Origin of the sequence: Mesorhizobium sp. 131-3-5 (assembly GCF_016756575.1) — a bacterium.
GTDB classification, from domain to species: domain Bacteria; phylum Pseudomonadota; class Alphaproteobacteria; order Rhizobiales; family Rhizobiaceae; genus Mesorhizobium; species Mesorhizobium jarvisii.
This window is the reverse complement of sequence record NZ_AP023256.1, coordinates 157695-180409: the sequence shown is the minus strand read 5'-3', so window position 1 is coordinate 180409 and position 22715 is coordinate 157695. Positions and strand designations below refer to the sequence as shown.

Sequence of the window (22715 nt, the reverse complement as noted above, 5' to 3'; positions counted from 1 at the left end):
GTCGGTGCAGACTGTCAAGATAATGCCACGAGTTCCTCGAAAGCATATTTTCTGGAGGCGGTAGAGGCGGAGAATCTGCGATCCAGGCGTGAGCTGTGACCGGTTGCATGACCGAGCTCATGCAAGGCTGTCCGATGCCAGTTGATCGGCTCGAAGTAAGCTTGGGGCGGAGGCACCTGGATATAATCGTGGGCAGGCACATAGAACGCCCTGTCGCCGCCAATACGGAAGTCGATACCGGTGGCCTTGATCAGCGCCTCGACCCGCGGTTCGATCGGGCTTGCCACCGACAGCGGGGCCGAAGCTGCGACTTCGTCAGGTAACCCTTCACATTGCTCGATGTTGAAAACGGTGAAGCGCTTGAGGAACGGTACGGCTAGAGCATCCTCGCCCGTCTCGCGAGCGCGCTTCTTCTCGTGATCCGGGACAAAACGATCGGCATAGACGACCGTTGTCCCGTGCTCGCCTCTGCGGACGTTCCCGCCGAGCGCGAAAGCCTGTCGATAGGTTATCCAACTCTGTGTTGAGAAACCGCGTTCGACGACGGCGCCCCAGAGGATGAGCACGTTGATCCCGCTGTACGCGCGATACGTGCTGGCATTCTGCGGCAGGGAAAGCGCGGCTTTTGCGGCGGACGTCCCCCAGGGCTGAACCCAAGGAAAACGACCCGCTTCCAGCTCGGCAATTACCTTGCCGGTGATCTCGTCGTAGAGGTTCGACCGGTCGGCGACGGCATGGGTTCGATTGGTCCGGACAGACATCGTGGTTCTCCGCGACGGGCGCCGAAGGCCTCTCCTCCCGCTTACAACCCGTCGCGGAAAACCCGGCCCCTCCTCGGACTCTCCGTCGGGAGAGCCCTGCTCTCCCGACCAACGTGAAAAAGGGCGTACAAGGCGGAAGCACCGAAATGTCCGTAAGCGGCAATAAGTCAGTTCGGTGCTGGAGCACGTTCGTGGCCCTGAGACCGGTTCGACAGGGCGGCCGAAGGAGCATCAGCATAGCGCCGCCGTGAGGCGGGATGCGGGACCGACCGCCCCCGGCGAAGGGCGCCATATGAGACTATGCAGAGCAGGAAGCGATCCGCCCCGCATGACGCATGGTCGATCCAGGCCCAGCTCACCCTCACCGCCAATATGTACCTGGCATGGCCCCGTGCGTGCTCGACTCATGCATCGGAGCCCTCCGCCCGGTAAATGATCGCCCTGCATGAGTTTCCGGCTTTCGGGATGTCCTTCCCTGAAGAACTCAGCTTCAATCGGCTGCTTTAGCGATGGAGGAATGGCGCCATGACTGGCCCCCGGGAAAGGTGGAGGGGCTGCGCGCGTCCCCCAATAATGACCGTCCGCAGGGGCGGATCTTGCCGCGCTGCTGATTTTAGAAATGGACACTTCCAATCGCGCATTTGATCGCCGCTAAGATGTTGGAGAAGTACTCAACTGGCGGGACCTCCTGAATAAGCCGCCAAATTGCCGTCGCGGCGTTTGTGTTCCGGGGCTCCAGCAAGAGCTGACAACCGGCAGAACAATCACAGGTCGACTTTGGCGTTGTCGCCGACGTCTGGCTTCGAGCCCGTGACGGCCGCGAACATCATTTTTGCCGTAGCAACGACCAATCCGGGGCTGTCCCACAACTCGCCTTCGTCGGGTTTGACTGTAATCAGTCGAATCTCGGGGTCGTCAGCGTTGTCCCACCAAGCCGCGTCGGTTTTCTCCCAGAGGTCGGCAATCTTCTTCCTGTCATTGGTCACCGCAGCGGAACCGGAGATGGTGGCGTACTTGTAGTGCCTGCTGTCACTCCAGGCCAATGTCACTTTTGGATAGGTCGAAAGTTGCTTGTTCTTCGCGCTGTGATCATTGACGAGGAAATAGATGGCGTTTTCTTCTCGGGAGACGCGTGCGGAGAGCGGACGGGCACGATTGTATTGGCCGTCCCAGGTGACAAACATACAGATGTCGATTTCCTCGGCGAGTTTCCAGATGCGGTCCACCGCCTCGGCGGGTGTCAGTTCTGCCTGTTGCTCTCGACGCGTGACCATAGCATGTCCTCCAAGGTGAATGTGCGGCCTTAGAACTTGCGTAGCGCCGCGACGTTCCATGCTCGCTTTCAGGGCGGTCAGTTTTCCCTCGGACTGATTAGGAATAGGATCGCGCCGGGAGGCCTGATCGATGCAGAGGTTCACCGTCGAGTTCGTACGTGACGGCAAAGCGGTGAAACGCGTCGCAATACTGGCTGAGAACGTTGTTGAGGCTGCGAAGATATGGGGACCAGTGACCATCCCGCCCGGCGATGAGCCTGACATGGGCGAATGGATCAGAGTAACGCATCCTGATGACAGCACGGCAGCCTGGTTTGAGCTGGATCGTTAAGACGGCGCGATAGATCGGTGGAGGACCACCTGTCTTCGCAAAAATCTCTGCCGTCTGGCGATCGACACAGCAACGGCCGCAACCATTCATCTCGCGGCGTCTTTTCCGGCGTCTGCACGTCGCCAGGGGTCGGGCGTGGTGCAAGCCCAGGGCGCGGTCGGCGTCCCCGTGGCGTGCGGCAAGTGCAGGGGAACAGAAGCTCAAATCCGAACGTTCTAATGCGGTAAAGGAGCATAGAAATGGTACGCCAAATCGCAATTATGGTAGCGCTGGTCATTGAGTTTTCAGGTTCGGCATTTGGAGACACCGCTCAATATTGGGTCGCTAAGGATGCCGTTTCGAAGCAGTGCGAGGTCGTCACAAAGAAGCCAGACGGAACCTTGGTCATAGCCCTTAGCAAGGCCACGTATAAGACCGAGGCGGAAGCGAAGGATGCCTTGAAGAAGCTTCCAGATTGCAAGTGACCCACTGCGGGCCGGCCCGCCTCAATTGTTGGACTTCGCCAACCAGCGCCGGTGCCCACAAACCGCGACAAGGGTTGCTACACAGCGCGCAGGGTATCGGTTTCCATGTCCGCCTGTGGGGCTTGAGGCGCGCGCTTGGAGTGAGCTGAGGTGAGGCTCGACAATGGGAACAAGCAATCGCCAATAGTGAGCTTCACCACGAATTCCTTAGTTTTTCACCGTCCCCTATCCGTGACAGCGATGAAGTATTTTGGAGCCGTGAAATGTCGTGGCCTGAGAACCTTGGCTTCAGCAGATCGGGCTCCAGATCCGCCAGCGCCAGGAGCGGATGTTTCCACAACTGCATTCCGCCTTCACCAGCATATCTTCCCGCTCCCTCTAGTCGCGGCGAAACTCTGCGTTCCCTGAAACGGCTGATCGCCGCCGACAATGACCGGGACAGAGACTGCAAGGATGGAAGCTCAGCTAGCAATCGCTCGGGCATGATGCGCCGGAAAATCCCTTGAGGAACAAGCGATTTGTTCTATGCAGGGTGCGCGATCAACCATAGCAGCAGGATGAGAGCCGCTCCGAACGCAAACAGCATGTAGCCTGTCAGGAGCAGAAGGAGGGGGAAAAAGTCGCTGCGATAGGCAGCAACGATGACGCGGGTTAGAGGATTGGGAATTTCATTGTCGAATAAGCCGTGTTGGTCGTCGACAACCTTTGGGATTCCATCTTGCGTTGTGGCCTCCGCCCGCTCTGACTTCGCGGCCGCCTCCGCCTTCTCGGCCTCTAGAATTCTACTTGCGCTATGGATTGCCGCCACGCGATCATCGGATGGATGGTCCCGTGCGACCGATTTGGCGAAGAGTTCGGCTCCGCTTGTGCCCATGGACAAATAAGCATCTTGCGGCACTTGACGTTCCCTCATGGGACCTTGGTCCAATCAGTGTGCGACTGAAGTCTGCGACCAGGAACCATGCCGCTGTCTGAAAGTTCCGCCGGGGGGCAAACGGTCGAGTCATCAGTGCCGGAGAGCGGTGTGCAAATTGGAGAGATTATCGCTAATGCCTTCGCCACTATTCTTCTAATAGGTCTTCTGGCAATAACGTTCTTAATTTCCGGAAAACAATTCGGGTCTCAACCGATGGCGCGAATGGTGATTATCTTGCCGGTGGATCCGCTGAAAACAGCCGCGTTCCAGAAGAAATACTTAGACTTGCCAGTTAATTTTGACGTAGGCCTTATCCAGCCTCGACCCACTGGTCGTTGACGTTCAATGCTTGTTAGACGTGAAAGCAGAAAGACGAAGCTCGAACGCCTGGCGGCGTCGATACCAAAGCACGAGTTTGAATTTCTGATGAAGCTTGGCCAAATGACGCGAGCGGAAACGTTGGCCCTGATCGAAAAGCATGACGGACACCGCACCGCAATTTATGCCGATCTCGCCAGTGTCGCCGCGCGCCGATGAATGGTCGGCCTCTCCGTGGCCTGGTGCCGGTCTTCAAGCGCCAACAAACACCAGTTTCCTTTCACGGTCGCGCCTCATGAGCGGCGCTTCGATGCGCTGTCGAACGTTGAGTTTCGACAGCACCCGGTCATGTGGCGGTTAAAGTGATAGAAGCCTGCGGAGAGAGGGTCGTCCGCATGGTCGATGAGGCAGGAGAACTAACCCGATAGCGTGCGGCCTTCATGGAGGCTCGACCTCACCCGGCCGGTTGAGTTCAGCCAGCAAAATCTCAGTCGCTTTTTTGAGCCGCTGTTCCCTTAACCGGGCGGTCTTTGCCTCCCTGGCTTGCCGCTCTGCATCAAGTACGAGCCTGCTTTCTCGATCTGCTCTCTCTATCCTTTCGCGATCAACCTTCCGACGTTTCATCCGCAACCTCCTTCGACCAGACGGGCCAAAAAAGGCTGACTTTTTAAATTGTTCCCGACGAAATTTTCCGCTTCTTACATCATTTGTTATTGAGCGCTGCCGCGCCGAGCGTTGAGCCCTGAAGGACTGTTTCGGTGCTGACTCACTGATTGCCAGATCCTCGGATCCGGCGTCCATCTCGCCCGCAACAGGCTGACATGGTCAAAAGTCCATCGGTCCTACCGGCTGACGGCGCCTGCAGAGATCGGACCCAATGATGCGCCGCGCTACAAAATCGAATCTACTGATGAAGGCCCTTTCTTCAAGGTTGGGGACGATGGCAATCACGAGCAGCGCAAGGTTGATGGTGGCTGGTTCCGTTCTTGGGCGAAGGAAATGCCCAAGGCGGCTATGTTCAACGGCAGGATTGAAGGATCGACACGGCGCCGGCCTTTCGGGACGCCTTCAAGTCGAAGTGCTGCCTGATCCCGATGACTTCTAAGAATGGGCGATTTCGCCGGCCGACGGCAAGAAGGATCCTTGGCAAATCTATTTGCCTGCGCACGCGCCCTTTTTCCGTTTGCCGGACTCTGGGCGTAGAACTCCAATCTTGACGTCGCCGGCTGCACCATCCTCACCGCGTCCGCCGGCGAGCCGATGAAGAACCTGCACGATCGACAACCGGTCATCCTCGACCGGGCCTGTTATGAAGCCTGGCGGCGACGCCGGGGGAATACTTCAATTCGACCGTCATCACACAAGCAGCCGAATGACCACCCTGCCTTGGTCGGGCCGATCGATCCGCTGTGAGCGACGAACCGATCAAGCTTGCCGAAGGCATGACGGCGGCGCCGCGGCAAAGTAGACGGATCGAAAATCACGTTGGCTCTTTTTCGAGCATTGAACACGGCGACAGGCATTTGGCGGCGGCGAGATGATTGGTCGACCATGAGAAGAGGACGAATATCCCGACCGCGTCATCGACTGCCAGGAGGCGTGGAGCCCGGCTTCCAAGTCATCGTCGACTGTATGCTGGAAGCCGGCTGGTCGCGCGCCGAAAGCGGCTGATCGCGGCCGACAACATGACCCAGAAAGAGAGCGCCAGGACGCTTATGCGGTTCGCCGTAACGGGAGGATTGTATTCCTCGCCTCGATCTTGATTGCAACGGTTATTCAAGCAGGCCGGGATCGTAATGCAATCGCGTCGACGATCGTTCGATGGAGGCTATCGATTCTTCATCGACTTCGCCGCGCTTGATGCCAAGCGCCTTGGCTTGTGCGTGAACTCGTCGACGGAGATGACATCGGCCTTCGCCGTTAGGAACGTTGTCGGCCAGCCATTGATCCAGGGAGTTGATCCTCGCGTGCTCATACCCAACAAGCTCGGCAAATCCGAGTTGACCGGCTTGGCCTGGCCGCTCGCTGTGGCCATGTAAATCCCTCTAGCCACGCGTGGGCAGACTCCTGCCAGAAATAGGGCACTGCTCGCTCCTTGCCGTCTTTGCGGCCTGAACGCCGTACATCCAGGCGTAGCTGGTGCGCTCTTGATCCTTCTTGGCAACGGCCATGTACTTCCGTCCTTCCCGCAGCAGCTTCGCGTGATCCGAAGCCAGTTGGCCTCAGTCGACTTCGATAATTTTCCGCGACGGCTTTTTGGCGGGCGCCCGGCGCCTTTTGACGGGAGCTGGACTCTCCGCGGGCTGGGCCGAAAGACGTAGCGCCCGCAATCGCGCCGTCTTTGCATTTCGCGCATTCGTCTCCGCTTCGACTAACAGCCTCGCTCTCGATCGGCCCGCTCGATGCGCTCTTTGTCGATCCGTCGTTGGGTCAAGATAGCCCTCCCTTGGCTAACTGACCTATGAAATCATCACTTGCTTAAATTGTTCCTCGTTGGTCTCCGGCGGCCAATTTCGTGACCGCGCCAACGATATCGAGGATACCCGCCGGCTTCACTAGGAACGTGCCTGATCGGAAAGCGTCGTCGACCTCTGTCGGTGCCAGAGCCGAATGCACAATGAAGGGTACGCCGTCTGCACGAAGTTTCTTAGCCACATCGACGCATTGGCCGTCGCTAAGGAGAATGTCTAGAATTGCGACATCGGCCGACGAGTATCGAGGAAACCGGCGGCTTGGGCGCATGACCTCGCTGTTGCGACGAGATATCCGGCTTCCGCCAGCAAGACCTCCAGGTCCCAACTGATCAACTCTTCGTCTTCAAGCACAAGCACAAGGGGCGCCAGCATCATGGAAATAGAGATAGCTTGTCGCGGGAAGGGATCAAGACGGATTCGCTCACCGCCGCTCCGGACACCGACCGTCTGCGGATTGATCCTCTTCCCGGAAGTCCTGCAGGGAAGCGTGCCGCAAATCCTCTTCGCCGCGCAAGTGCTTCACGCGGCCAATGATGCCGGGCTTGACCCATTGCGTCGCCGGCCGCTTCATGCCCTTGGGCGCCGGCCCGGCATGCTCCTGGACCCGCTTCCACAGCCGCTCGCGGATACCCTGGCCCGAGGTGATGAAAGCCGAACCGATATAGCGGCCGGTCGCCCGATCGGCCATCAGGGCGAAGGCAGGCTTGCCGGCTTCACGCTCGACGCCAAGCACTTCGTATTCGTCTATGGAGTAGCATTTCGCCTTTAGCCAATTCGTCGAAGGGCCGCTGCGGTATTTGCTGTCACGGCGCTTCGATACCATTCCCTCGAGGCCAGCCTTGTCGAGGAGATGAAAGATTGCCGTGGCCTCGCCCGGCAGTGGCTCGCTGAACTGGATCCGACCGCCGGGCTAGATCATGCCGGCAAGGATCTCCCGACGCTCCTCGAGCGCCATGTCGCGCAAATCATGGCCATTGAGGAGCAGCAGGTCGAAGGCGACGAAATAGAGGTCATGCTGGCGACGCATGATCGCCTTTCGCAGTTCGCCGAAGTCGGAAAGGCCAGCGTCGTTCGGAACGATGATCTCGCCGTCGACCATGGCATTTTCCGCGCCGAGGCTCTTCGCCTCCTGCACCAGGTCGCGAGATGCAGTTATGGCCGTTGCGGGTGTAGATGCGTGCCCCGTCTTCGTCGATGATGAGCTGCGAACGGTAGCCGTCGAACTTGACTCCGTGAATCCAACCATCGCCTTGCGGAGGCTGCTCGACAAGGGTGGGCATCAAGGGCGAGACGAACTTCAAACGCATCTATGGAACTTTTACCAGCCGAGATTCAATTAGCTACAGCTAAAATAGTTCCGCGCCTGGAAATGCCCAGCGAAACAAATTGACCTGACGCGCGTTGCGGTCGAATCGCAGCTTGGGAGAACCATCATGCCTGACGACAAGAACAAGCTTGGCTATCACGATCGAAGCCGCGTGAGCGGCGACGAGGAATACGAGGTCGGCTATTTCGCGAGCAAATTCGGCCTGTCTATCCCGCAGGTTCGGCAGTTGATCGCAAAGCACGGCAACGACCGCGACACGCTGGAACGGGAAGCCGAGGCCCTCAAGGGTCGGTAAGAAGATACCTCGTCCCAGGTGGAACATCATGCCGACGAAGTTCCACGTCCGTCGTATGGTGGGTCGGGTTGCTGGGTTCGCGCGATCGGAAGCCTCGGATGCGATGCCTGCAAAGCTTTGGTGCGCACACGTTCGATTCCTGCGACCTGAAAAGGCGCCGCGCCATCAAAGGCCAAGAGGCGGATCGACCAGTTCCGCGGTGCCTCTGTATATAGCAACGAAGCTGGTGGCCCGGCGGTTGAAGATTTGGGCTACTAGGTCGGCAGCCGGGCATAGGCGGCGGTTTGTTGAGGTATAATGCTTGCCGGCGGCTAGGGCCAAAACGCGCCCAGCCCACTGGGCTGGCATCATTCGAACGGATAGGCTAGCTGGGCGACGCACTATCGAAGCAGCGAGCGACCCACCGGCACATGGTCGCGCCCCGCAGCTATAACGAGAAGCCTCCAACGTGACGGCGATACCGGACATCAGTGCGGAAATATCAGTGTTCCCGCCGGGCAACGCGAGTTCGTCCGCCCGGCTTTGCATGCTCGTGCTCAGTTCCTTGAGCTTCCGGCGCAGGTCGTCATCCATAGTCGCTCTCTGTTTTGAGGCCCGCACAGGAACGCGCCCGTAGACAACCAGTTCCGCCTTGCTGGCTATCAAACCCGCGTATTTGCAACGGTGACGCTTGAGCCGGAAAAAGGTCAACGCCGACGGCAGAGGATGCCCAAACGCATAGTCCGAAGGCTGTCGCGAAGGAGATCAGAAGGGCGGTCGCGATAGGCAGACGATGCATGGCGGGGCTTGTCCTCCTTGTTGCAGACCCGCCCACAACCTTCTGCAACCTGATATGTTCTCCACAAAGTGTTTACCCTGATGGGATGGTTAAAGAACTGTTTCGACCCGTTCGTGCTGGTGCCCGGTCGCCCCCTACGCGTGGATTTCGGCTTCACGGCCACTGACGCGGCATTCTTCGCAGCCTCGCTCGCGGCCGCGACGGACGGGAGTTCGGTTCGAATCGCTTGTGTATCGCGACTGATCCCCGACCTGGGGCTCAGCGTTTGACTGACGCGTCGGATTGAATCATTGCAAGCTCCTGCTTCGCGCAGCAAACGATTGGCCGTGGCAGGTCGAAAGTGTCGACTTTGTCCACGACCGATGAAAGAGCAGCGCCGGTTTAGCCAGGTGGATCCTTGGCCTTTGTTTTTCGGGGTTTGGGATTTCCTAGCAGCGGCGCCTGAGAGCCTGGAACAGGTCAATCGGATGACCAGAGGTTGCTCATACACAAGCCCGTGGGCAGCAACGTGCTTGTCAGATGGCGGTCGCGATTGATAGGCGATGCATGGCGGGGCGAGCGCTCTTTGTTGCAGCTCTGTCAACCACCCGCAATCTGACCGTTCTCCAATGCTAGCTTGCCCACTCCGTTCGCCATTTCAGGTCGACGCCCTGGGTCACGACTTCGGCGTCGTAGCCGCATGAGGCGGCGGCTTTCGCAGCCTTGACGGCGGCCAATACGGCATCGCTGTTGGAATCGTATGGGTATTCCTTCCCGTCGTAACGGATCTTCCAGCGGTCCCCCTCTTTGAAAACGTAATACTTCGCAGCCGTAATAGCTACTCCCCGGAATGAAGCTTGAAACACTTTCATGCAGCAAATCATGGCAGTAACCTCTCTACAAGTTGGCATCCGTCCAGAACGAAGAAGACCATCCAGGCCCCTCCCCCAAAGGATATCAGTTTTGGAAAGCGCATCAGCTCTCACGGCCGCGGCCCGATATTCGTCAATGCGGAATGGGATGCTGGACGCCAATATTTCCAATGAGTCGACGCCGATGCCCACCCCGCAATTTCGGGTGATCGGCCGTGTATATCAGCCGCGAAGATTTTTTCAGCACATCACCAGCCAGTACGAGGAAATTGTCCGACGAAGGAATTCAATGGCGCCCCCCGCGAATCTGGGTGAACGCCAACATCATCGCGCGAGAAGCCAGCTTGCGCAGACGTGCTTGCCGGCTGCGGTCGCCCACTGCCATTCAAGACAGTGTCCTCCTGGTCCGAGACCTTAGCGCTTCCAACTCGTCATCAGGGAACCCTTGCTTCCATATAAGGGGTCGTTACGAGGACGAACAACGGTTGGGATGGTCGCGACCGCATCATCGTGTTCGTCCTTGGTGGTGCATTCGTCGTAAGTGCCGAACCGAGGATATGCGCCTACAACCAAAAAATCATCGGATGAAGACAGACATTGGTGCCCGGTCCCGGCTGGGAGAATCGCCACGTCGCCGGCCTTCACCTTCAACGTCCGCCCCTTCTTGCCGCCAAACCGGACCTTGGCCGTCCCGCGCGCCACCCCTAGGACCTCGTGTATTCGCGAATGGTAGTGGACGTAGTCATAGATGCCATTTCGCCAGCTATCGCCCCAACCGTTTCTTTTGAAAATCACCTCCATGACGGCCGCCGGATCAAGCCTCTCCGGCAGCTTCACCGCACCGCGATAAAAAACAAGCGGCCATGATGGATGATTGGGCACCAGCCCGTCGTCATCAAACCGGAACTCATTCGGTTTTCGCTGCCTCACGAAGGCGGCGACTTCTTCCTCGCCCGGAGTTGCGAAACCGGTGATGGTCTCGATCGCTTTTCTGGTGGTTTGTAGAATGCTCATCGATGCGGTCTCCGCCGGATAGATGCAAACACGTTTCGGTTTTAACATGCCTACAGGTCCGGCGGTTCCTCCCGCTTTGGCAGGCCGAGCTCCGGTTGCCATCCAATGGAAGGGCTGAATCTGGTGGATTTCCCGACAAAGAATGACAAAGAATGATGACGTTGAAGACCTTTTTTTGCGGCCGGCATGTCCAGCTCAGACGTCCCGCAGCGCTTAACGCCCGATGACCTGACCAATAATCTCGTCGCTGGCCTTCGGTCCGCCAAATCTCTCTACCGGACTTCCGCGCAGTGTACGTTTTTAACCAACGAGTTGCCTGCCGTTCGGGGTGTTGTAGATTTGGCAGGCGGCAACCCCTCAAGAAGCCGTGGTGGCCGACGTGGGACTGGCAGGCTTCACCGGCATTTCCCTCCCCGCGTCGGTCATTCGGGCCAATTGGGCTAAATTCACCGTCAGTCCAATCTCAGCTGCCGGTCTTCGGACTGCGGCGGCAACTCCGCGGTGGCCGTGCTTTACGCGCTGGACGACAAGCCTCGCTGAAAACCTTTGCCTTGGATGTAGAAGAGCGTCACGGCGATGGTTGCATCGAGGTTCACCCCCCCTGCCCCGCCCAGTATAGAGGCAACGAAACGCACCGTCGCTCGTTGACGTCGTGCTGGGTTGATCCCTAGCCACTCCAGACCCTGCCCGCTGCCGATCGGTGGCGGGCCTTTTTGAAGAGCGTGACGGAACCCGATTTTTCACAACCAGTTACATACGGCGGCAGCGTCCCCTCGCGCTGCTGGCCATGGGCGTGAAGCCTTGGCCGGGCCCGCATCGCCTTGCCAGTGGTGCGGGCCAACAAAGGCTGGAAGGGCAGCCCATCGGTAGCGCGGATGGCTGAAGATTTCCCGCCATACTTAGGAGGCATTTGCGGGCGATCCAGTTCGTTGGCGGAGGTCGCCAGATTTCGGCATGACAAACGCGGCCCCGTGATTTGGATAGCGCGGTTTCTCGCCAGGGCATCGAGCGGCTGCCACCCAAAATAGGCGTCGCCCATGACGCCGTAATGGGGCCGTGCCGGCCGTCGACGGCTATTACCCCCCCGGTGATCGTGACTACAAAGGCGCCTTTACATGCCAATCTTCGCTTGGGGCCGCTCAGCCTCCCGCTGGCGCTCAATTTCCTCTGGTTCCTTCTTGTCGATCTGTGTCAGTTCGTCTCTGGCCGCGCTATTGGCGCGCAACAGTTCGTCCAATTTTGACTGTATGGCCTGGGTATCCCGATGTTCTGCTCTTTGTATGAAAAGGGTCATCGCCCAAGTGGCCAATGTCGCGGCGCCGTGCCAATCAAAGCTGCTGCGTTCGAAAATAATCCACAGCACGGCGTAGACCACCAGGATCAGAAATGCCCATGGCCTCGCGGTCAGTGTACCGGCTTGCGTGATGATGCTGGAGGCATTCATTTCCCGATTCCAATCTTGTTTTTTCAACCAGTTTGGGGAAAGTTTGTTCCGTCGTCGTCCTCGGCGAACTTCCCCATGCGTTGAGATAGAAGTGGGTCCGTACTGCCTGCCAGGGCTTGGTCTGGCCGAATCAGGGCGGTCAAACGCAACGAGCGTTTGACCGTGCGCGGGTTGCTGGATCGATCCGGCAACGCGTCGACGCGAGGTTCGGTTATTTGTCGCCGCATAGTCCGTTGAAAAGATCCGTGGGATGATCCTTTCGACTCCCTTGCTGCTATCAGGCGGCTGCTGCGATGGCCGACGCGAAGTCGCGATATGGGCGAAGTGGACGGCCCAGAAGCGCAGTCACGCGCTCGACGTCGCCGGCCTCAGGCAGCATCCCTTCGGAGAAGAAGCGCTCGCCCATCAGGCGCATGTCGTAGGCCATCCAGGCGGGCAGGAACTGCTTGAGATTTTGCTCAAAGCCTTCTGCATTGTCGCCACCATAATTGATCGGGCGGGCGAGCACGTCGGACCAGATGGCGGCGATATCCGTCCCAGTCAGTGTCTGCGGACCGACGAGGTTGATCCGGTCGAGCGCAAGCGGCTCTACGGACTGTTCGCGGCGCAGCAGCTCAAGGGCAGCGATCTCGGCTATATCACGGACATCAATCATGGCGAGACCCTTGGCGCCGATCGGCATTGGGTAGGTGCCGTAGCCAGTGATGGCGTCTTCGATCATCAGATCGTTCTGGATGAAGTAGGCGGGGCGCAGGATCGTGGCCTTGAAGTCCATCTGCTCGATCATTCGCTCGACGCCGAACTTGCCCGCGAAATGCGGCACGTTCACATAGACGTCAGCGTGGATCACCGACAGATAGACGATGCGCTCGATGCCGGACGATCGGGCGACGTTGAGCGCAATCAACGCTTGGGTGAATTCGTCCGGCACCACGGCGTTCAAGAGAAACAGGGTGGAAATGCCTGACATGGCCTTGCGCAGCGAATCGACATCGAGAAAGTCGCCTTGCGCGACGGATACGCCTTCCGGGAAGCTGGCTTTCGATCGATCGCGCACGAGAGCACGGACATCAGCGCTGCGCTTGACGAGGTGTTCGACGACTTGGCGGCCAATATTGCCTGTGGCGCCGGTAACGAGAATGGTCATGAAATTTCTCCTGTTGGTTGCTTGACACCTCCAATATGTGTGGCTCACTGAGAGCGTAATAGACGGAAATTTTAGACGCACTGTCCCACTCGTGGAACACTCATGGATCTTCTTGCCCTCGCCGATTTCAATCTCGTTGCCCGCCATGGAGGCTTCGGCAAAGCGGCAAGAGCCACCGGACGGCCCAAGGCAACGCTGTCCCGGCGTGTTGGAGAATTGGAAAGCAGCCTTGATCTACGCCTGTTTGAGCGGGGTGCGCGTAACCTGAAGCTGACCGAAGAAGGACGGGCGCTCTTCGAGCGGACGGGGGCGTTGCTCACCGAACTGGACGAGACGGCTTCGTCGATTGCCTCGGGCGGTCAAAGTCCCAAAGGCAGGTTGCGGATCAGCGCACCTTTACATTTTTCGCAGACCGCAATGGGGAAGATCGGCGCGGGGTTTGCCCTCAAATACCCGGAGGTGACGCTTGAAGTCACGACTGAGGATCGGCCTGTCGACATGATCGAGGAAGGCTACGATCTGGTAATCCGGGTCAATCCAGATCCCGACGAAAGCCTGGTCGGACGGGCGTTTCTCCGCGACCGTCTGGTTGTTGTGGCGAGCCCCGACCTTCCTCGCACGACCCGTGAGCGTGCCGCTCCTGGCGTTGCGCGCGGGGCGGGCGAACTGCAAACATGGCACGTAAAGACACAAGGTGGCCGGTCAACAATTACAATCGAGCCGGTTCTCGTTTTGTCAACGCTCATCATGGTTCGGGATGCCGTGCGAGCCGGCGTCGGTGCAGGACGGCTCCCCATTTCTTTGGTTGCCCACGACCTCGCTGACGGCACGCTGGTGAGTTGGGGGGATATTGATGGCTCCGAAATCTCACTATGGACGCTCTACCCATCGCGGCGGCTGCTCAGCGCGCGCGTGTCGGCGTTCTTGGGCTTTTTGAAACAGGCCTTCCCGAATGGCACGCCGGACGAACTGGCCGCGTATATTGGCAGGGGATAACTTAGGGTCTTTTCGCGCCGCCCGACGATTTTAGCCAATAAAACCCTGAAAGCCGGTGAGCGCTCCTCGCCTTGGCGAAGGGCAGGCCGAGGTGGTGCGTCAGGGACAGTGACCCGCAGAATCGAGCCGGGTACTGGTGCGGCGCATCCATGGAAGGGACGGAACGAATTGCATGGAACAATCGCATCGGCGGACCGTTCTCAGGCGATCTTCAGGCTCAGGATTTTCTCGTGTTGCAGCCACCGAACGAAACCCATGACGAGGCTTCGCAGACGGTTTGCGATTTCGCAGAGCGTGAGGCCGCGTTGGGCGATCGACACACCAGCAATGATGCCAGATCGCGACGTCTGGTTGTCGTCTCGAATCGGCTCGGCAACGTACGCGATCTGGCGCAAGCCGGCGGGCTTACGGCGGGCATCCTCGACGCCTTGGCCGAGCGTGGAGGGCTGTGGCTAGGAGCAAGCGAAGAGCACCATGGTTCAGCCGCGAGCGACGAACCGCTCATCCACCTCGAACGCGTCGGCAAGATCGAGACGGCCGCACTGACGCTGCCGCAGCAGGAGTATTCGCTCTACTACAACGGCTATGCCAACAGTACGCTTTGGCCGCTCTTCCACTATAGGCTCGACCTCGTACAGCACCGCAGCGAGTTTCTGCACGCGTACAGGCAGATCAATGCGCGCTTTGCCCAGGCACTCGCGCGCTTGCTGTCAGGCAATGATGACCTGATCTGGGTTCATGACTACCACCTTATCCCCCTGGCTGCGGCGTTGCGGCGGCTCGGATTGGGAAATCGGATCGGTTTTTTCCTCCATATACCGTTCCCGCCGCCGGACCTGTTTGTCGCCACGCCTGACCATGGAGAACTTATCGCTGATTTGCTGCAATACGACGTGCTGGGTTTCCAGACCGCGACCGACGTAACGAATTTTCGACGCTCCGCTCGGGCGACAGGTTCGACCACCTTCGACGCCGGCGGCGTAGCCCAAAGCAGCGGCCGGACCGTCCTGTCGAGAAGCTTTCCGATAGGCATCGATGTCGACGCCTTCGCACGCATGGCAAATGAGGCGGCAGAGGATGTTCAGATCGATTCCATGCGCCGCCAGATTCTTGGTCTCAAGCAGATCATCGGCGTCGACCGGCTGGATTACTCCAAAGGACTGCCCGGCCGCATGCAGGCTTTTGCGCGCCTTCTCGAAAAGCACCCCGAACACGAGCGGGCGGTAACCTATCTGCAGATAGCGTCGCCCACGCGAGAAGAGGTCGCAGCGTATGCCGAAATACGCGCGCAACTCGAGGCAACGGCTGGCTCCGTGAACGGAAAATACGCGGATTTGACCTGGACGCCGATCCGCTACATCCACCGCACCGTTCCGCGCTCGCGCCTGGCCGGTCTGTTGCGCGCCAGTCAGGTCGGGCTTGTCACGCCCCTGCGTGATGGAATGAACCTCGTCGCAAAAGAATACATTGCCGCCCAGGATCCAGCCGATCCCGGGGTCCTCGTGTTGTCGCGTTTTGCCGGCGCGGCTGAAGAACTCGCGCAATCCTTGATCGTGAACCCGTATGCGGTCGACGAGGTTGCTGACGCGATAGCAAAAGCGCTGGCCATGCCGCTTGAGGAAAGAATTGCAAGACACGGTGCTCTGATCGAACGCATCCGGCGCAATGACGCGGCACAATGGCGGAAGTCATTTCTCGAGGCGCTGGCGAACAGGATCTAGCCCTGGCCTGGCGGGGAACCGACCGGACATCCTCATCGCGCACCGGTTCCAGACTCTCTGGCGAGATTTTCGTCAGCGGCATGAAACGAGTGCCATTCTGCGACGTTGCCGCTGCAGGTGAAGATATACGGGAATAGCGCCATGAAGCTATCGCTGTTGCAATTTCATGAACTTGCAGCGCCACGCGGAGAGGGGTTGCATCCGATTTTCTTGCAGCACCGGTTGACCAATCCGCCGGACCTTGTCGCGCTGCCGATTGTTGAGGTTGGCCAGGAACGGACCCCACGCCCCGTGCTCCGCCTGGTCCGACCTCAGTCGGCAGACAGCTGAGGGAGCTCGGCTGGCCGTGGCGTGCGGCTGGGATTTAAGGTGGAGGTAAGTATGACCATGACACGCCAGGACGTTGTCTCGGTCCTCGGACCCGTCGACGAAGCAACGATTGCCGAAATCATCGCGTCCGGTGCCTCGCTCGAGGAGTTGAGAGAGGCATGGGCGTGGACCTTCGGGGATGAGGCGTTGATGAGCCAGGGACGCCCATTGCCAGGAACACGGGTAGCAGGCTTGATCGACCTGATCGAGCCCGATGATGAAGGCGATATCAGGCCCAGCTGAATCCGGACGCCGACGAATGATCAGGGGTTCGGTCGCGCCGTTCAAGGTCTTCTTGATTGTCTCGCAGATTTGGTAGGCCTCGCCCGCTTGAGCCGCGGTGCGATCGGCGGGCAGTGCAGGCCGCCCGTTCATAGACCAGGGCGGCCTCCACCGACCTGGCAGTTCATTTGCAAGCAGCCAGTTCCTTCAGCGCCTTTTCGGCATTGGCCTTGCTTGTATATGTCTTATTGCCGGCATCGGTCAGTTTTGTGCCGTCCGGCTTTTTGCTCACAACCTCGCACTTCTTGGTCGCCGCATCCTTAGCAACCCAGTACTCCGTGGCTGCAACAGCAGGCATGGTGAAAATGGCGACAAGTGCACTGGCAATAGCGGCTTTGCGGATCATTGCTAACCTCCATTCAATGTCAGCCCAAAAAAGGGCGCATTGCATTTTGATCGCCAACGATTTTGGCACGATTTTGACGTTACACCACGGCACGTTTGCGCCTGCGTTGGTCGACATAAAAGGATGAAAGTCCTGAGCCATCACACGGCGCGCTGGGCGTTCCTGTCGAGTCCGAAGCGACCTGCCAACCAGCGGACAGGCACGGAACGTCGCCACGAACGAAGCATACCAACAAGCTTGCGGCGCGACCCGATCCGGCCGGCTCGCCCTCGTTGGCTAAGCGGTGACCCTGACTATCTTGGCTCGTTCGTCATACTCAGGTAAGTTGGGTCAAACTCAGCCATTTGGGCGAGCAGTCGCCAGTCCACGATGGTGACCGTGTGGTTGGCCCAGTTGACGGCCGCCGACTTTCTCAAGCTGCCAATGACTCGATTCATGTGGACCACGGACAGTCCCAACACGTCCGCCAATTCGGCCTGTGACAAGGGTAGATTGAAACTCGTTCCATTCGTGTGCCCGACGACCTGCAGACGTATAAACAATTCGCAGATCAGATGTGCCAAGTGGGAGACTTTCGATAGGCGTCCCATCGCGACAATCCACTCCCGGTGGATGGCCGCGTCAACGAGGGTGTCAAGCCACAGCAACCGACCCAGGTGCGGCGCCTTCTCCGTGATGACGCGCAGCTTGGTGTGGTCCGCGAACATGACGCGGCACAATGATAAGGCCACAATCCCATGGTCCATGGTTTTGAGCAGGAACGCGTGGAGGTCCACAAAGTCTCCGGGCACCTGCAGGGACGTGAATTGCCGGCCACCGCTCTCCAGAACTTTGTAGCGCGCTGCTAGCCCCTCAACGAGCAACGTGCTGTAGATTGGCCGGGAGCCCTCAGACACCAGGTCCTGTCCGACCGAAAATTCCTTTCCGCCCGATACGACCTGCGCCAGCATCGACCTTTCGGCATCAGAAAGAACATCGTGCTGGGCAAGCTGCAGGTACAGCGGTTCAAGCATGGTCAATCCCCAGGGCCCGATTTTGTGAATCTGCCTGCATTTCGCGTAAAATGCCAGCATAACGAGGAACCAGACCGAAGAAGGGGTATTGATCTAGGTGCTCAGCCCAAGCGAGCGTTGAATGGACCGGTATTTCTTTGACATCTACAACAGCGAGGGGCAGGTACTGGACGAGGAGGGCCAGTTGTTTGCCTCTAAGGAAAGTGCCAAGGACGAGGCCTTGCGTGTCCTTCAGGATGTCGCGCGCGACGAGATGCCCGATCGCGATCTTTTCAAACTGACCGTCAAAGTGCGGAGCGAGAATGGAGCAAAGGTGTTTGAAGCATCCCTCATTTTGACCTCTGGCTGGACCGCCAAGCAGCCGTAGGCGCGTTAATCGACAAGTAGCTGCCTCGGTAAAACAGGTCGGTCTCGATCTCGCTTCGGCGGGGACCAATAGCCCGCCAGGTTTCGGAGCGACGTTAGGTCAACGGCGCCACAGAGCCAAAGAACAACCGGACCTGAGCCGCGTGCCAAAGCGTTCGCGCTTTTTCAGATCAAGCTTGATTTCCTAGCCATCCAGTACAGCCCTTCATGCTTTATGTCTGCCATCACGTCCGCGCCACCTCCGGCGACGGCGCGGCCGACCAAGGCTCACGGCTTCATCCAGCGCTCCAAGGAAAAGGGACGCGATTCTGGTTCCAGGAAGGTCCTTGGAAAAGCCAACCCGTGCCCCAGGGAGCGGATCTGTTAACTCATGAAGACGACGGCTGGGCCGAGCGCCGGACGGTGTATGCAAACATCCTGTGTTCGCCGTTGAGCTCTGTCACCCTGATCCACTCATTTTCCTGGCGACGAAGCGTAACTGGCTTCTGAGCATGCCGTTCGGCGGCTTTAAACGGCAGTGCCGCCTCCACTGTCGAGGATGAAACGACAACCGTCCCGGATATGACCTCGACCTTGAAGGTGCGCATACCGGTCCTTGGGGCTGACCTCTGTATTTTCGTAGCGCACGATAATGCGGCTACGGGGGCATCTTGTGAAGCGGCTCCAGGCTCCGATTCTGGAAATTGAAAACGCAGTTATCTCCGCGCCAGCAAGCCCGGCCGGAGCTGGGCGGGCAACTGTCCCGGACGGATGCGCCAAAGAGCTCTGACGGACGTCTCCTTTTGCCGCCAAGACCAAAGTCCGATTCAGATGAGCAAAGGTCCGAGGTCGGGAAACTTTCGCCCGCTCCGTTGGTTTTGAGGGCCGGCCGCTGAGCGGAAGAGAAAACCCATGCCTCTATCTCAAGAACTGCGCGATATTCCGATCGAGTTTCGTTGTCCGATCTGTTGCCATCCCACTGCCAGAAAAGGCTCATGGCTGATAACGATTGGGAGGTTCAAATGCGAGGGCTGCGGAGCAACGGTGCGGATTGGCTACGAAGAGAAGATCGCTATTTTTGAAAGACATCGCATGAACAGGGGTCCTCAACAGAGAAGCGGGAGCATGAAAATATCGTCCACAGCGCTAAACGGCGGTGCGATGCGAAATAGGGGGACTTCCGTCAGCCGAACCTAAGGTCGCCTGCTCCCGAACCGGCCGGGGACGGAAGTTCACCTCCTTCGGCAGGCGGTGGCAAAGGCTGCGCAATGGTCCGCCCAGCGGCTTGACAGGAAGCGCCGTGGCGTGCGTGGGCGTTAGGCGTTCCGAATTTAGGAATGCGGTTTTAGGCCGTCCTAACCGACAAGGTTCTGGTTGCCGTCGTTCGCATTCCGGCATTCGGTGACCTGACAAATTGGCATGTCGCTATGAGGGGACCACTTGTGACTGCGTTCCCTCTGCGTCCTGCGAATCTTCGCGGTCAGCCTCAGCAGTTTCCAAGGCAGGGTGGATAGGGGCGAGCGAATTCGCGTCCCGGAGGTCTGCCGTCTTCTCCTGCTAGCCTATCGAGCGCGCATTGAATGGCGTCTTCGATGTGGCCAATTTTTCGGCCTGACCGGCTTCGTCAGCGTCAAGCTTCAACTGCTGGGCCATTGTCAGAAGAAAAAGCCCGCTCCTGGGGGGAGCGGGCAAATCGGATAGGAAGGTGCTGTCGCGGCGGACAGCAGTCTGAGGCGTTGCGAAAAGCACGCGCCGGAAATTGACGTCGGGCGGATATCCGATTGATTCCAGCTACCAATGGTCGCCGCCGCTAAGACGCCTATCTCCGACCCAAGCTGCCACCTCAATATCAAAAGCTTTAGTGCCACAGTTTCTCGCTCAGCCATTCAAGCAGCTTGTTGCCGCCAATCGTTCTGCGAACCCGTGCGGCCGCCCATTGAGCCTTAAATGTCGTGCCGACGTGGCAACTGCATACGATGCTGTGCAATTGCCGGTCGGTCAGTTCGAAGAACCGCTTGGCTTCTCCATAAGAATCATCCCTCAGGCCCAGCTCCCGCAATACCGGATCCTCGAACGCCACGGTGATGGGCGAGCCCTCACAGCGTGCCGAATCACGGGCCTCCCGCTTCAGGTGCTCGGTGCCTGTAAGAGCGCCCAGGCACCGATCTGGGTCTTTTTCCAGCAGTACTGCCCAACGTTCTATGCGCTGTTGGCGAGTCATGAACGGGTACGTCGACAAAGGCTGAATCTTCGCGACTGTGTGCAGTTGTTCCAGGGTTTGATGTTTCATGGTGGGCTCCTGTGGCTTGAGGTCCCCTACCCTTCAAAAATTATCGCGCACCGACGTCCTGACAAGACCCGGCCCCGCTGCGTATCAGCGACGAAATTGGCATAGCGCGCTCGTTGATGCGGCCGCTGTCACTGCCGGCGCTGCGAACGCTCGTGCTTGATTATCCGTGCGCCGGCCCACGTCAGGCGCACTTCCAGCGGCGCCAGGCGGCATCGAGGCGGCACGACCCTAACGGCAGATCGAATAGAACTTGGCGCGTTCGCTCAACGGACCATGTTTGGAACATATTTTTTCAACCGGTGAAACAAACCGCGCAAATCTCAGTTTCGGCGTTGGCATGGCCGCAAAGATGCCGGCGTGGCCAACAGGAGGTTCAGCATGCTTGCGAAGAAACAGTTCTGCGTTGGGGTGGTGCTGGGAACTCTGATGATCCCGCCCGGTTTTGCTCCCGTCTCAGCTCAGGAGATCCCGAACGATTTCAGCGCAATCGTGCAGCAGAAGCTACCCGCTGTCGTCGCCATCACGACGAAGCAGCTTATCGACGATCAGGCGTCGCTCAACGATTTCCTCGACCCTTTCGACAGTCGCGGCTCGGGCACTGCCCAACCGCAGGTCCGAGAGGCGTTGGGCTCGGGGTTCGTGATCAGTCCACAAGGTTACATCGTCACCAACAATCACGTCGTGGCCGACGCCACCGAAGTTCACGTTGTGTTTTCCGACAAGGAAACCAAGCCTGCTCGCCTTGTCGGCCGCGATCCGGGCACGGATATCGCGGTACTGAAGGTTGATCCGCGGCCCAATATGGCAACGGCTGCGTGGGGCGACTCCGACGCCGTTAAACCGGGCGCCTGGACCATTGCGATAGGCAGTCCCTTCGGACTCGGCGGGTCTGTCACCGTCGGAGTGCTTTCTGCCCGTTCCAGAGACATTCAGGCCGGTCCCTATGACGATTTCCTGCAGACAGATGCATCCATAAACAAGGGGAATTCCGGAGGGCCGCTGTTTAACGCGCGCGGCGAGGTGATTGGGGTCAATACGGCGATCGTCTCGCCATCCGGTGGAAGTGTTGGGATCGGCTTTGCCGTGCCCTCTCGAACTGCGCAGAGTGTCGTTGATCAGTTGATCAGCGCCGGTCACATCGAACGCGGCTTCATCGGAGTGCATCTTCAGGAGGTCACGCCCTCTCTTGCCGAGGCACTTGGCATTACAGGCACCAGGGGTGCGCTAGTCGCCTCGGTAGAGCCCGGTAGCCCGGCCGACAAGGCAGGAGTGCGTCCCGGCGACGTCATTACCAGGTTCAACGGCAAGGACGTTCAAAGCGTCCACGATCTCACTCTCGCAGTCGCCAACCAGAAGCCAGGATCCAATGCGACGCTAACAACAACCCAACAAGGCCGAGAAAACGAACTCAACCTGACAGTCGGCAAACGCAAGGATGAGGGGCTGCGGACGGGTACCGTACCAAGTTCGGGAGCAGCCGAGCAACACCTGGGGCTCTCTCTCAGCCCGATTCCAGAAGAGGCGCGCCAGCAACTCGGCCTTCAGCCGGACGCGACAGGCGTGTTTATTCAAGACGTCGCCCCAAATAGCCTCGGCGCTGAAAATGACCTTCGCCGTGGGGACGTAATCGTCTCGGCCAACAATCGCGATGTAGCGCAGCCGTCAGATATTCAGGAGGAATGGGTTAAATCCAAACAGAAGAACAGGCCTATTCTGTTGCGCATAAATAGACGCGGACAATCGCTTTTCGTCGCCATAGCTTCTCCCTGAGGCCTACTATCAGGAATGAAAACCGAAAATATCGCCGGGTTGCGGATGATTTTAGTTATTCTTTCGGGAAGTTTGCCCAGCACGGTAACCGAGAGAACAACAAGCCGGTCGTCGCCCCTGTGTTTCTTCCACGTTTTTTCACCTAAGTTCGAATGTCAGGGTACAAAGGAATTCCGGCGACCGGCCCAG

The 22715-nt window shown here is 58.6% G+C and carries 21 protein-coding genes and 2 pseudogenes; 11 read left to right on the top strand and 12 right to left on the bottom strand.

Annotated elements, in window-relative coordinates:
• Positions 1–23: 23 nt before the first annotated feature.
• Both JG747_RS36475 and JG747_RS36470 read right to left on the bottom strand, forming a co-directional pair.
• Positions 24–761: pseudogene (locus JG747_RS36475) on the bottom strand (ArdC family protein); the annotation flags it as partial.
• A gap of 764 nt (positions 762–1525) precedes the next feature.
• Positions 1526–2035, bottom strand: a complete 510-nt coding sequence (locus JG747_RS36470) for a pyridoxamine 5'-phosphate oxidase family protein (protein ID WP_019864071.1) — start codon at positions 2033–2035, stop codon at positions 1526–1528.
• Between the two features lie 130 nt (positions 2036–2165).
• On the opposite strand from JG747_RS36470, the gene JG747_RS36465 reads away from it, so the two are divergent.
• Together JG747_RS36465 and JG747_RS36460 are read left to right on the top strand one after the other, a co-directional pair.
• Positions 2166–2366, top strand: coding sequence for a hypothetical protein (locus JG747_RS36465; protein WP_199201969.1), 201 nt, complete (start codon positions 2166–2168; stop codon positions 2364–2366).
• A 239-nt stretch (positions 2367–2605) separates the two neighbouring features.
• Positions 2606–2830 (top strand): hypothetical protein, encoded by a 225-nt coding sequence (locus tag JG747_RS36460; protein ID WP_019864069.1) that lies wholly within the window; start codon positions 2606–2608, stop codon positions 2828–2830.
• Between the two features lie 523 nt (positions 2831–3353).
• On the opposite strand, the gene JG747_RS36455 is transcribed toward JG747_RS36460, so the two are convergent.
• Positions 3354–3743, bottom strand: a complete 390-nt coding sequence (locus JG747_RS36455) for a hypothetical protein (RefSeq protein WP_019864068.1) — start codon at positions 3741–3743, stop codon at positions 3354–3356.
• Positions 3744–3791: 48 nt separating this feature from the next.
• Between JG747_RS36455 and JG747_RS36450 the strand changes: the two genes are divergently transcribed.
• Entirely contained in the window at positions 3792–4085 is a 294-nt protein-coding gene (locus tag JG747_RS36450) for a hypothetical protein (protein ID WP_019864067.1), read from the top strand.
• A gap of 417 nt (positions 4086–4502) precedes the next feature.
• On the opposite strand, the gene JG747_RS36440 is transcribed toward JG747_RS36450, so the two are convergent.
• A complete protein-coding gene (locus tag JG747_RS36440; protein ID WP_080643911.1) occupies positions 4503–4688 on the bottom strand; it encodes a hypothetical protein in 186 nt (61 codons plus the stop codon).
• 636 nt (positions 4689–5324) lie between these two features.
• Between JG747_RS36440 and JG747_RS38010 the strand changes: the two genes are divergently transcribed.
• Together JG747_RS38010 and JG747_RS36430 are read left to right on the top strand one after the other, a co-directional pair.
• Complete coding sequence (locus JG747_RS38010) at positions 5325–5477, top strand: hypothetical protein (RefSeq protein WP_080643910.1); 153 nt, start codon at positions 5325–5327, stop codon at positions 5475–5477.
• A gap of 383 nt (positions 5478–5860) precedes the next feature.
• A complete protein-coding gene (locus JG747_RS36430) occupies positions 5861–6103 on the top strand; it encodes a hypothetical protein (RefSeq protein ID WP_019864065.1) in 243 nt (80 codons plus the stop codon).
• 856 nt (positions 6104–6959) lie between these two features.
• Here the strand turns inward: JG747_RS36430 and JG747_RS36425 are convergent.
• A pseudogene (locus JG747_RS36425) lies at positions 6960–7845 on the bottom strand (ATP-dependent DNA ligase).
• A gap of 126 nt (positions 7846–7971) precedes the next feature.
• Between JG747_RS36425 and JG747_RS36420 the strand changes: the two are divergent.
• Positions 7972–8160 (top strand): DUF3606 domain-containing protein, encoded by a 189-nt coding sequence (locus JG747_RS36420; RefSeq protein WP_019864062.1) that lies wholly within the window; start codon positions 7972–7974, stop codon positions 8158–8160.
• A gap of 1389 nt (positions 8161–9549) precedes the next feature.
• Here JG747_RS36420 and JG747_RS36415 read toward each other — a convergent pair.
• The 4 genes from JG747_RS36415 to JG747_RS36400 form a co-directional block, all read right to left on the bottom strand.
• Positions 9550–9789, bottom strand: a complete 240-nt coding sequence (locus JG747_RS36415; protein WP_063827361.1) for a hypothetical protein — start codon at positions 9787–9789, stop codon at positions 9550–9552.
• 414 nt (positions 9790–10203) lie between these two features.
• Complete coding sequence (locus tag JG747_RS36410) at positions 10204–10803, bottom strand: cupin domain-containing protein (protein ID WP_019864058.1); 600 nt, start codon at positions 10801–10803, stop codon at positions 10204–10206.
• A 1111-nt stretch (positions 10804–11914) separates the two neighbouring features.
• Positions 11915–12247 carry a low affinity iron permease family protein gene (locus JG747_RS36405; protein WP_019864057.1) on the bottom strand — a complete coding sequence of 111 codons (333 nt, stop codon included), beginning with the start codon at positions 12245–12247 and terminating at the stop codon, positions 11915–11917.
• 277 nt (positions 12248–12524) lie between these two features.
• Entirely contained in the window at positions 12525–13394 is an 870-nt protein-coding gene (locus tag JG747_RS36400; protein WP_019864056.1) for an NmrA/HSCARG family protein, read from the bottom strand.
• A gap of 102 nt (positions 13395–13496) precedes the next feature.
• On the opposite strand from JG747_RS36400, the gene JG747_RS36395 reads away from it, so the two are divergent.
• The 3 genes from JG747_RS36395 to JG747_RS36385 all read left to right on the top strand — a co-directional run bounded on the left by JG747_RS36395 (position 13497) and on the right by JG747_RS36385 (position 16723).
• Positions 13497–14390 carry a LysR family transcriptional regulator gene (locus tag JG747_RS36395; protein ID WP_019864055.1) on the top strand — a complete coding sequence of 298 codons (894 nt, stop codon included), beginning with the start codon at positions 13497–13499 and terminating at the stop codon, positions 14388–14390.
• Between the two features lie 149 nt (positions 14391–14539).
• Positions 14540–16111 (top strand): alpha,alpha-trehalose-phosphate synthase (UDP-forming), encoded by a 1572-nt coding sequence (locus JG747_RS36390; protein WP_019864054.1) that lies wholly within the window; start codon positions 14540–14542, stop codon positions 16109–16111.
• Positions 16112–16492: 381 nt separating this feature from the next.
• On the top strand, positions 16493–16723 hold the full coding sequence (locus tag JG747_RS36385) for a hypothetical protein (protein ID WP_019864052.1): 231 nt from the start codon (positions 16493–16495) through the stop codon (positions 16721–16723).
• A gap of 163 nt (positions 16724–16886) precedes the next feature.
• Here JG747_RS36385 and JG747_RS37480 read toward each other — a convergent pair whose 3' ends face one another.
• Entirely contained in the window at positions 16887–17249 is a 363-nt protein-coding gene (locus JG747_RS37480) for a hypothetical protein (RefSeq protein ID WP_223217967.1), read from the bottom strand.
• A gap of 152 nt (positions 17250–17401) precedes the next feature.
• Complete coding sequence (locus JG747_RS36375; RefSeq protein ID WP_199201967.1) at positions 17402–18121, bottom strand: Crp/Fnr family transcriptional regulator; 720 nt, start codon at positions 18119–18121, stop codon at positions 17402–17404.
• 121 nt (positions 18122–18242) lie between these two features.
• On the opposite strand from JG747_RS36375, the gene JG747_RS36370 reads away from it, so the two are divergent.
• Positions 18243–18488: a DUF6894 family protein gene (locus JG747_RS36370; protein WP_019864047.1), complete on the top strand. Its 246-nt coding sequence runs from the start codon at positions 18243–18245 to the stop codon at positions 18486–18488.
• 1836 nt (positions 18489–20324) lie between these two features.
• Here JG747_RS36370 and JG747_RS36365 read toward each other — a convergent pair.
• Positions 20325–20756 (bottom strand): hypothetical protein, encoded by a 432-nt coding sequence (locus tag JG747_RS36365; protein WP_019864045.1) that lies wholly within the window; start codon positions 20754–20756, stop codon positions 20325–20327.
• A gap of 378 nt (positions 20757–21134) precedes the next feature.
• On the opposite strand from JG747_RS36365, the gene JG747_RS36360 reads away from it, so the two are divergent.
• Positions 21135–22526: a Do family serine endopeptidase gene (locus JG747_RS36360; protein ID WP_032920954.1), complete on the top strand. Its 1392-nt coding sequence runs from the start codon at positions 21135–21137 to the stop codon at positions 22524–22526.
• Positions 22527–22715 lie beyond the last annotated feature (189 nt).

What these genes read in the sequence shown, in the direction of transcription:
- JG747_RS36470 (WP_019864071.1), bottom strand. Translation starts at nt 2,035, where the DNA reads ATGGTCACGCGTCGAGAGCAACAGGCAGAACTGACACCCGCCGAGGCG.
- JG747_RS36465 (WP_199201969.1), top strand. Translation starts at nt 2,166, where the DNA reads ATGCAGAGGTTCACCGTCGAGTTCGTACGTGACGGCAAAGCGGTGAAA.
- JG747_RS36460 (WP_019864069.1), top strand. Translation starts at nt 2,606, where the DNA reads ATGGTACGCCAAATCGCAATTATGGTAGCGCTGGTCATTGAGTTTTCA.
- JG747_RS36455 (WP_019864068.1), bottom strand. Translation starts at nt 3,743, where the DNA reads ATGAGGGAACGTCAAGTGCCGCAAGATGCTTATTTGTCCATGGGCACA.
- JG747_RS36450 (WP_019864067.1), top strand. Translation starts at nt 3,792, where the DNA reads ATGCCGCTGTCTGAAAGTTCCGCCGGGGGGCAAACGGTCGAGTCATCA.
- JG747_RS36440 (WP_080643911.1), bottom strand. Translation starts at nt 4,688, where the DNA reads ATGAAACGTCGGAAGGTTGATCGCGAAAGGATAGAGAGAGCAGATCGA.
- JG747_RS38010 (WP_080643910.1), top strand. Translation starts at nt 5,325, where the DNA reads ATGAAGAACCTGCACGATCGACAACCGGTCATCCTCGACCGGGCCTGT.
- JG747_RS36430 (WP_019864065.1), top strand. Translation starts at nt 5,861, where the DNA reads ATGCAATCGCGTCGACGATCGTTCGATGGAGGCTATCGATTCTTCATC.
- JG747_RS36420 (WP_019864062.1), top strand. Translation starts at nt 7,972, where the DNA reads ATGCCTGACGACAAGAACAAGCTTGGCTATCACGATCGAAGCCGCGTG.
- JG747_RS36415 (WP_063827361.1), bottom strand. Translation starts at nt 9,789, where the DNA reads ATGAAAGTGTTTCAAGCTTCATTCCGGGGAGTAGCTATTACGGCTGCG.
- JG747_RS36410 (WP_019864058.1), bottom strand. Translation starts at nt 10,803, where the DNA reads ATGAGCATTCTACAAACCACCAGAAAAGCGATCGAGACCATCACCGGT.
- JG747_RS36405 (WP_019864057.1), bottom strand. Translation starts at nt 12,247, where the DNA reads ATGAATGCCTCCAGCATCATCACGCAAGCCGGTACACTGACCGCGAGG.
- JG747_RS36400 (WP_019864056.1), bottom strand. Translation starts at nt 13,394, where the DNA reads ATGACCATTCTCGTTACCGGCGCCACAGGCAATATTGGCCGCCAAGTC.
- JG747_RS36395 (WP_019864055.1), top strand. Translation starts at nt 13,497, where the DNA reads ATGGATCTTCTTGCCCTCGCCGATTTCAATCTCGTTGCCCGCCATGGA.
- JG747_RS36390 (WP_019864054.1), top strand. Translation starts at nt 14,540, where the DNA reads ATGGAAGGGACGGAACGAATTGCATGGAACAATCGCATCGGCGGACCG.
- JG747_RS36385 (WP_019864052.1), top strand. Translation starts at nt 16,493, where the DNA reads ATGACCATGACACGCCAGGACGTTGTCTCGGTCCTCGGACCCGTCGAC.
- JG747_RS37480 (WP_223217967.1), bottom strand. Translation starts at nt 17,249, where the DNA reads ATGGCTCAGGACTTTCATCCTTTTATGTCGACCAACGCAGGCGCAAAC.
- JG747_RS36375 (WP_199201967.1), bottom strand. Translation starts at nt 18,121, where the DNA reads ATGCTTGAACCGCTGTACCTGCAGCTTGCCCAGCACGATGTTCTTTCT.
- JG747_RS36370 (WP_019864047.1), top strand. Translation starts at nt 18,243, where the DNA reads ATGGACCGGTATTTCTTTGACATCTACAACAGCGAGGGGCAGGTACTG.
- JG747_RS36365 (WP_019864045.1), bottom strand. Translation starts at nt 20,756, where the DNA reads ATGAAACATCAAACCCTGGAACAACTGCACACAGTCGCGAAGATTCAG.
- JG747_RS36360 (WP_032920954.1), top strand. Translation starts at nt 21,135, where the DNA reads ATGCTTGCGAAGAAACAGTTCTGCGTTGGGGTGGTGCTGGGAACTCTG.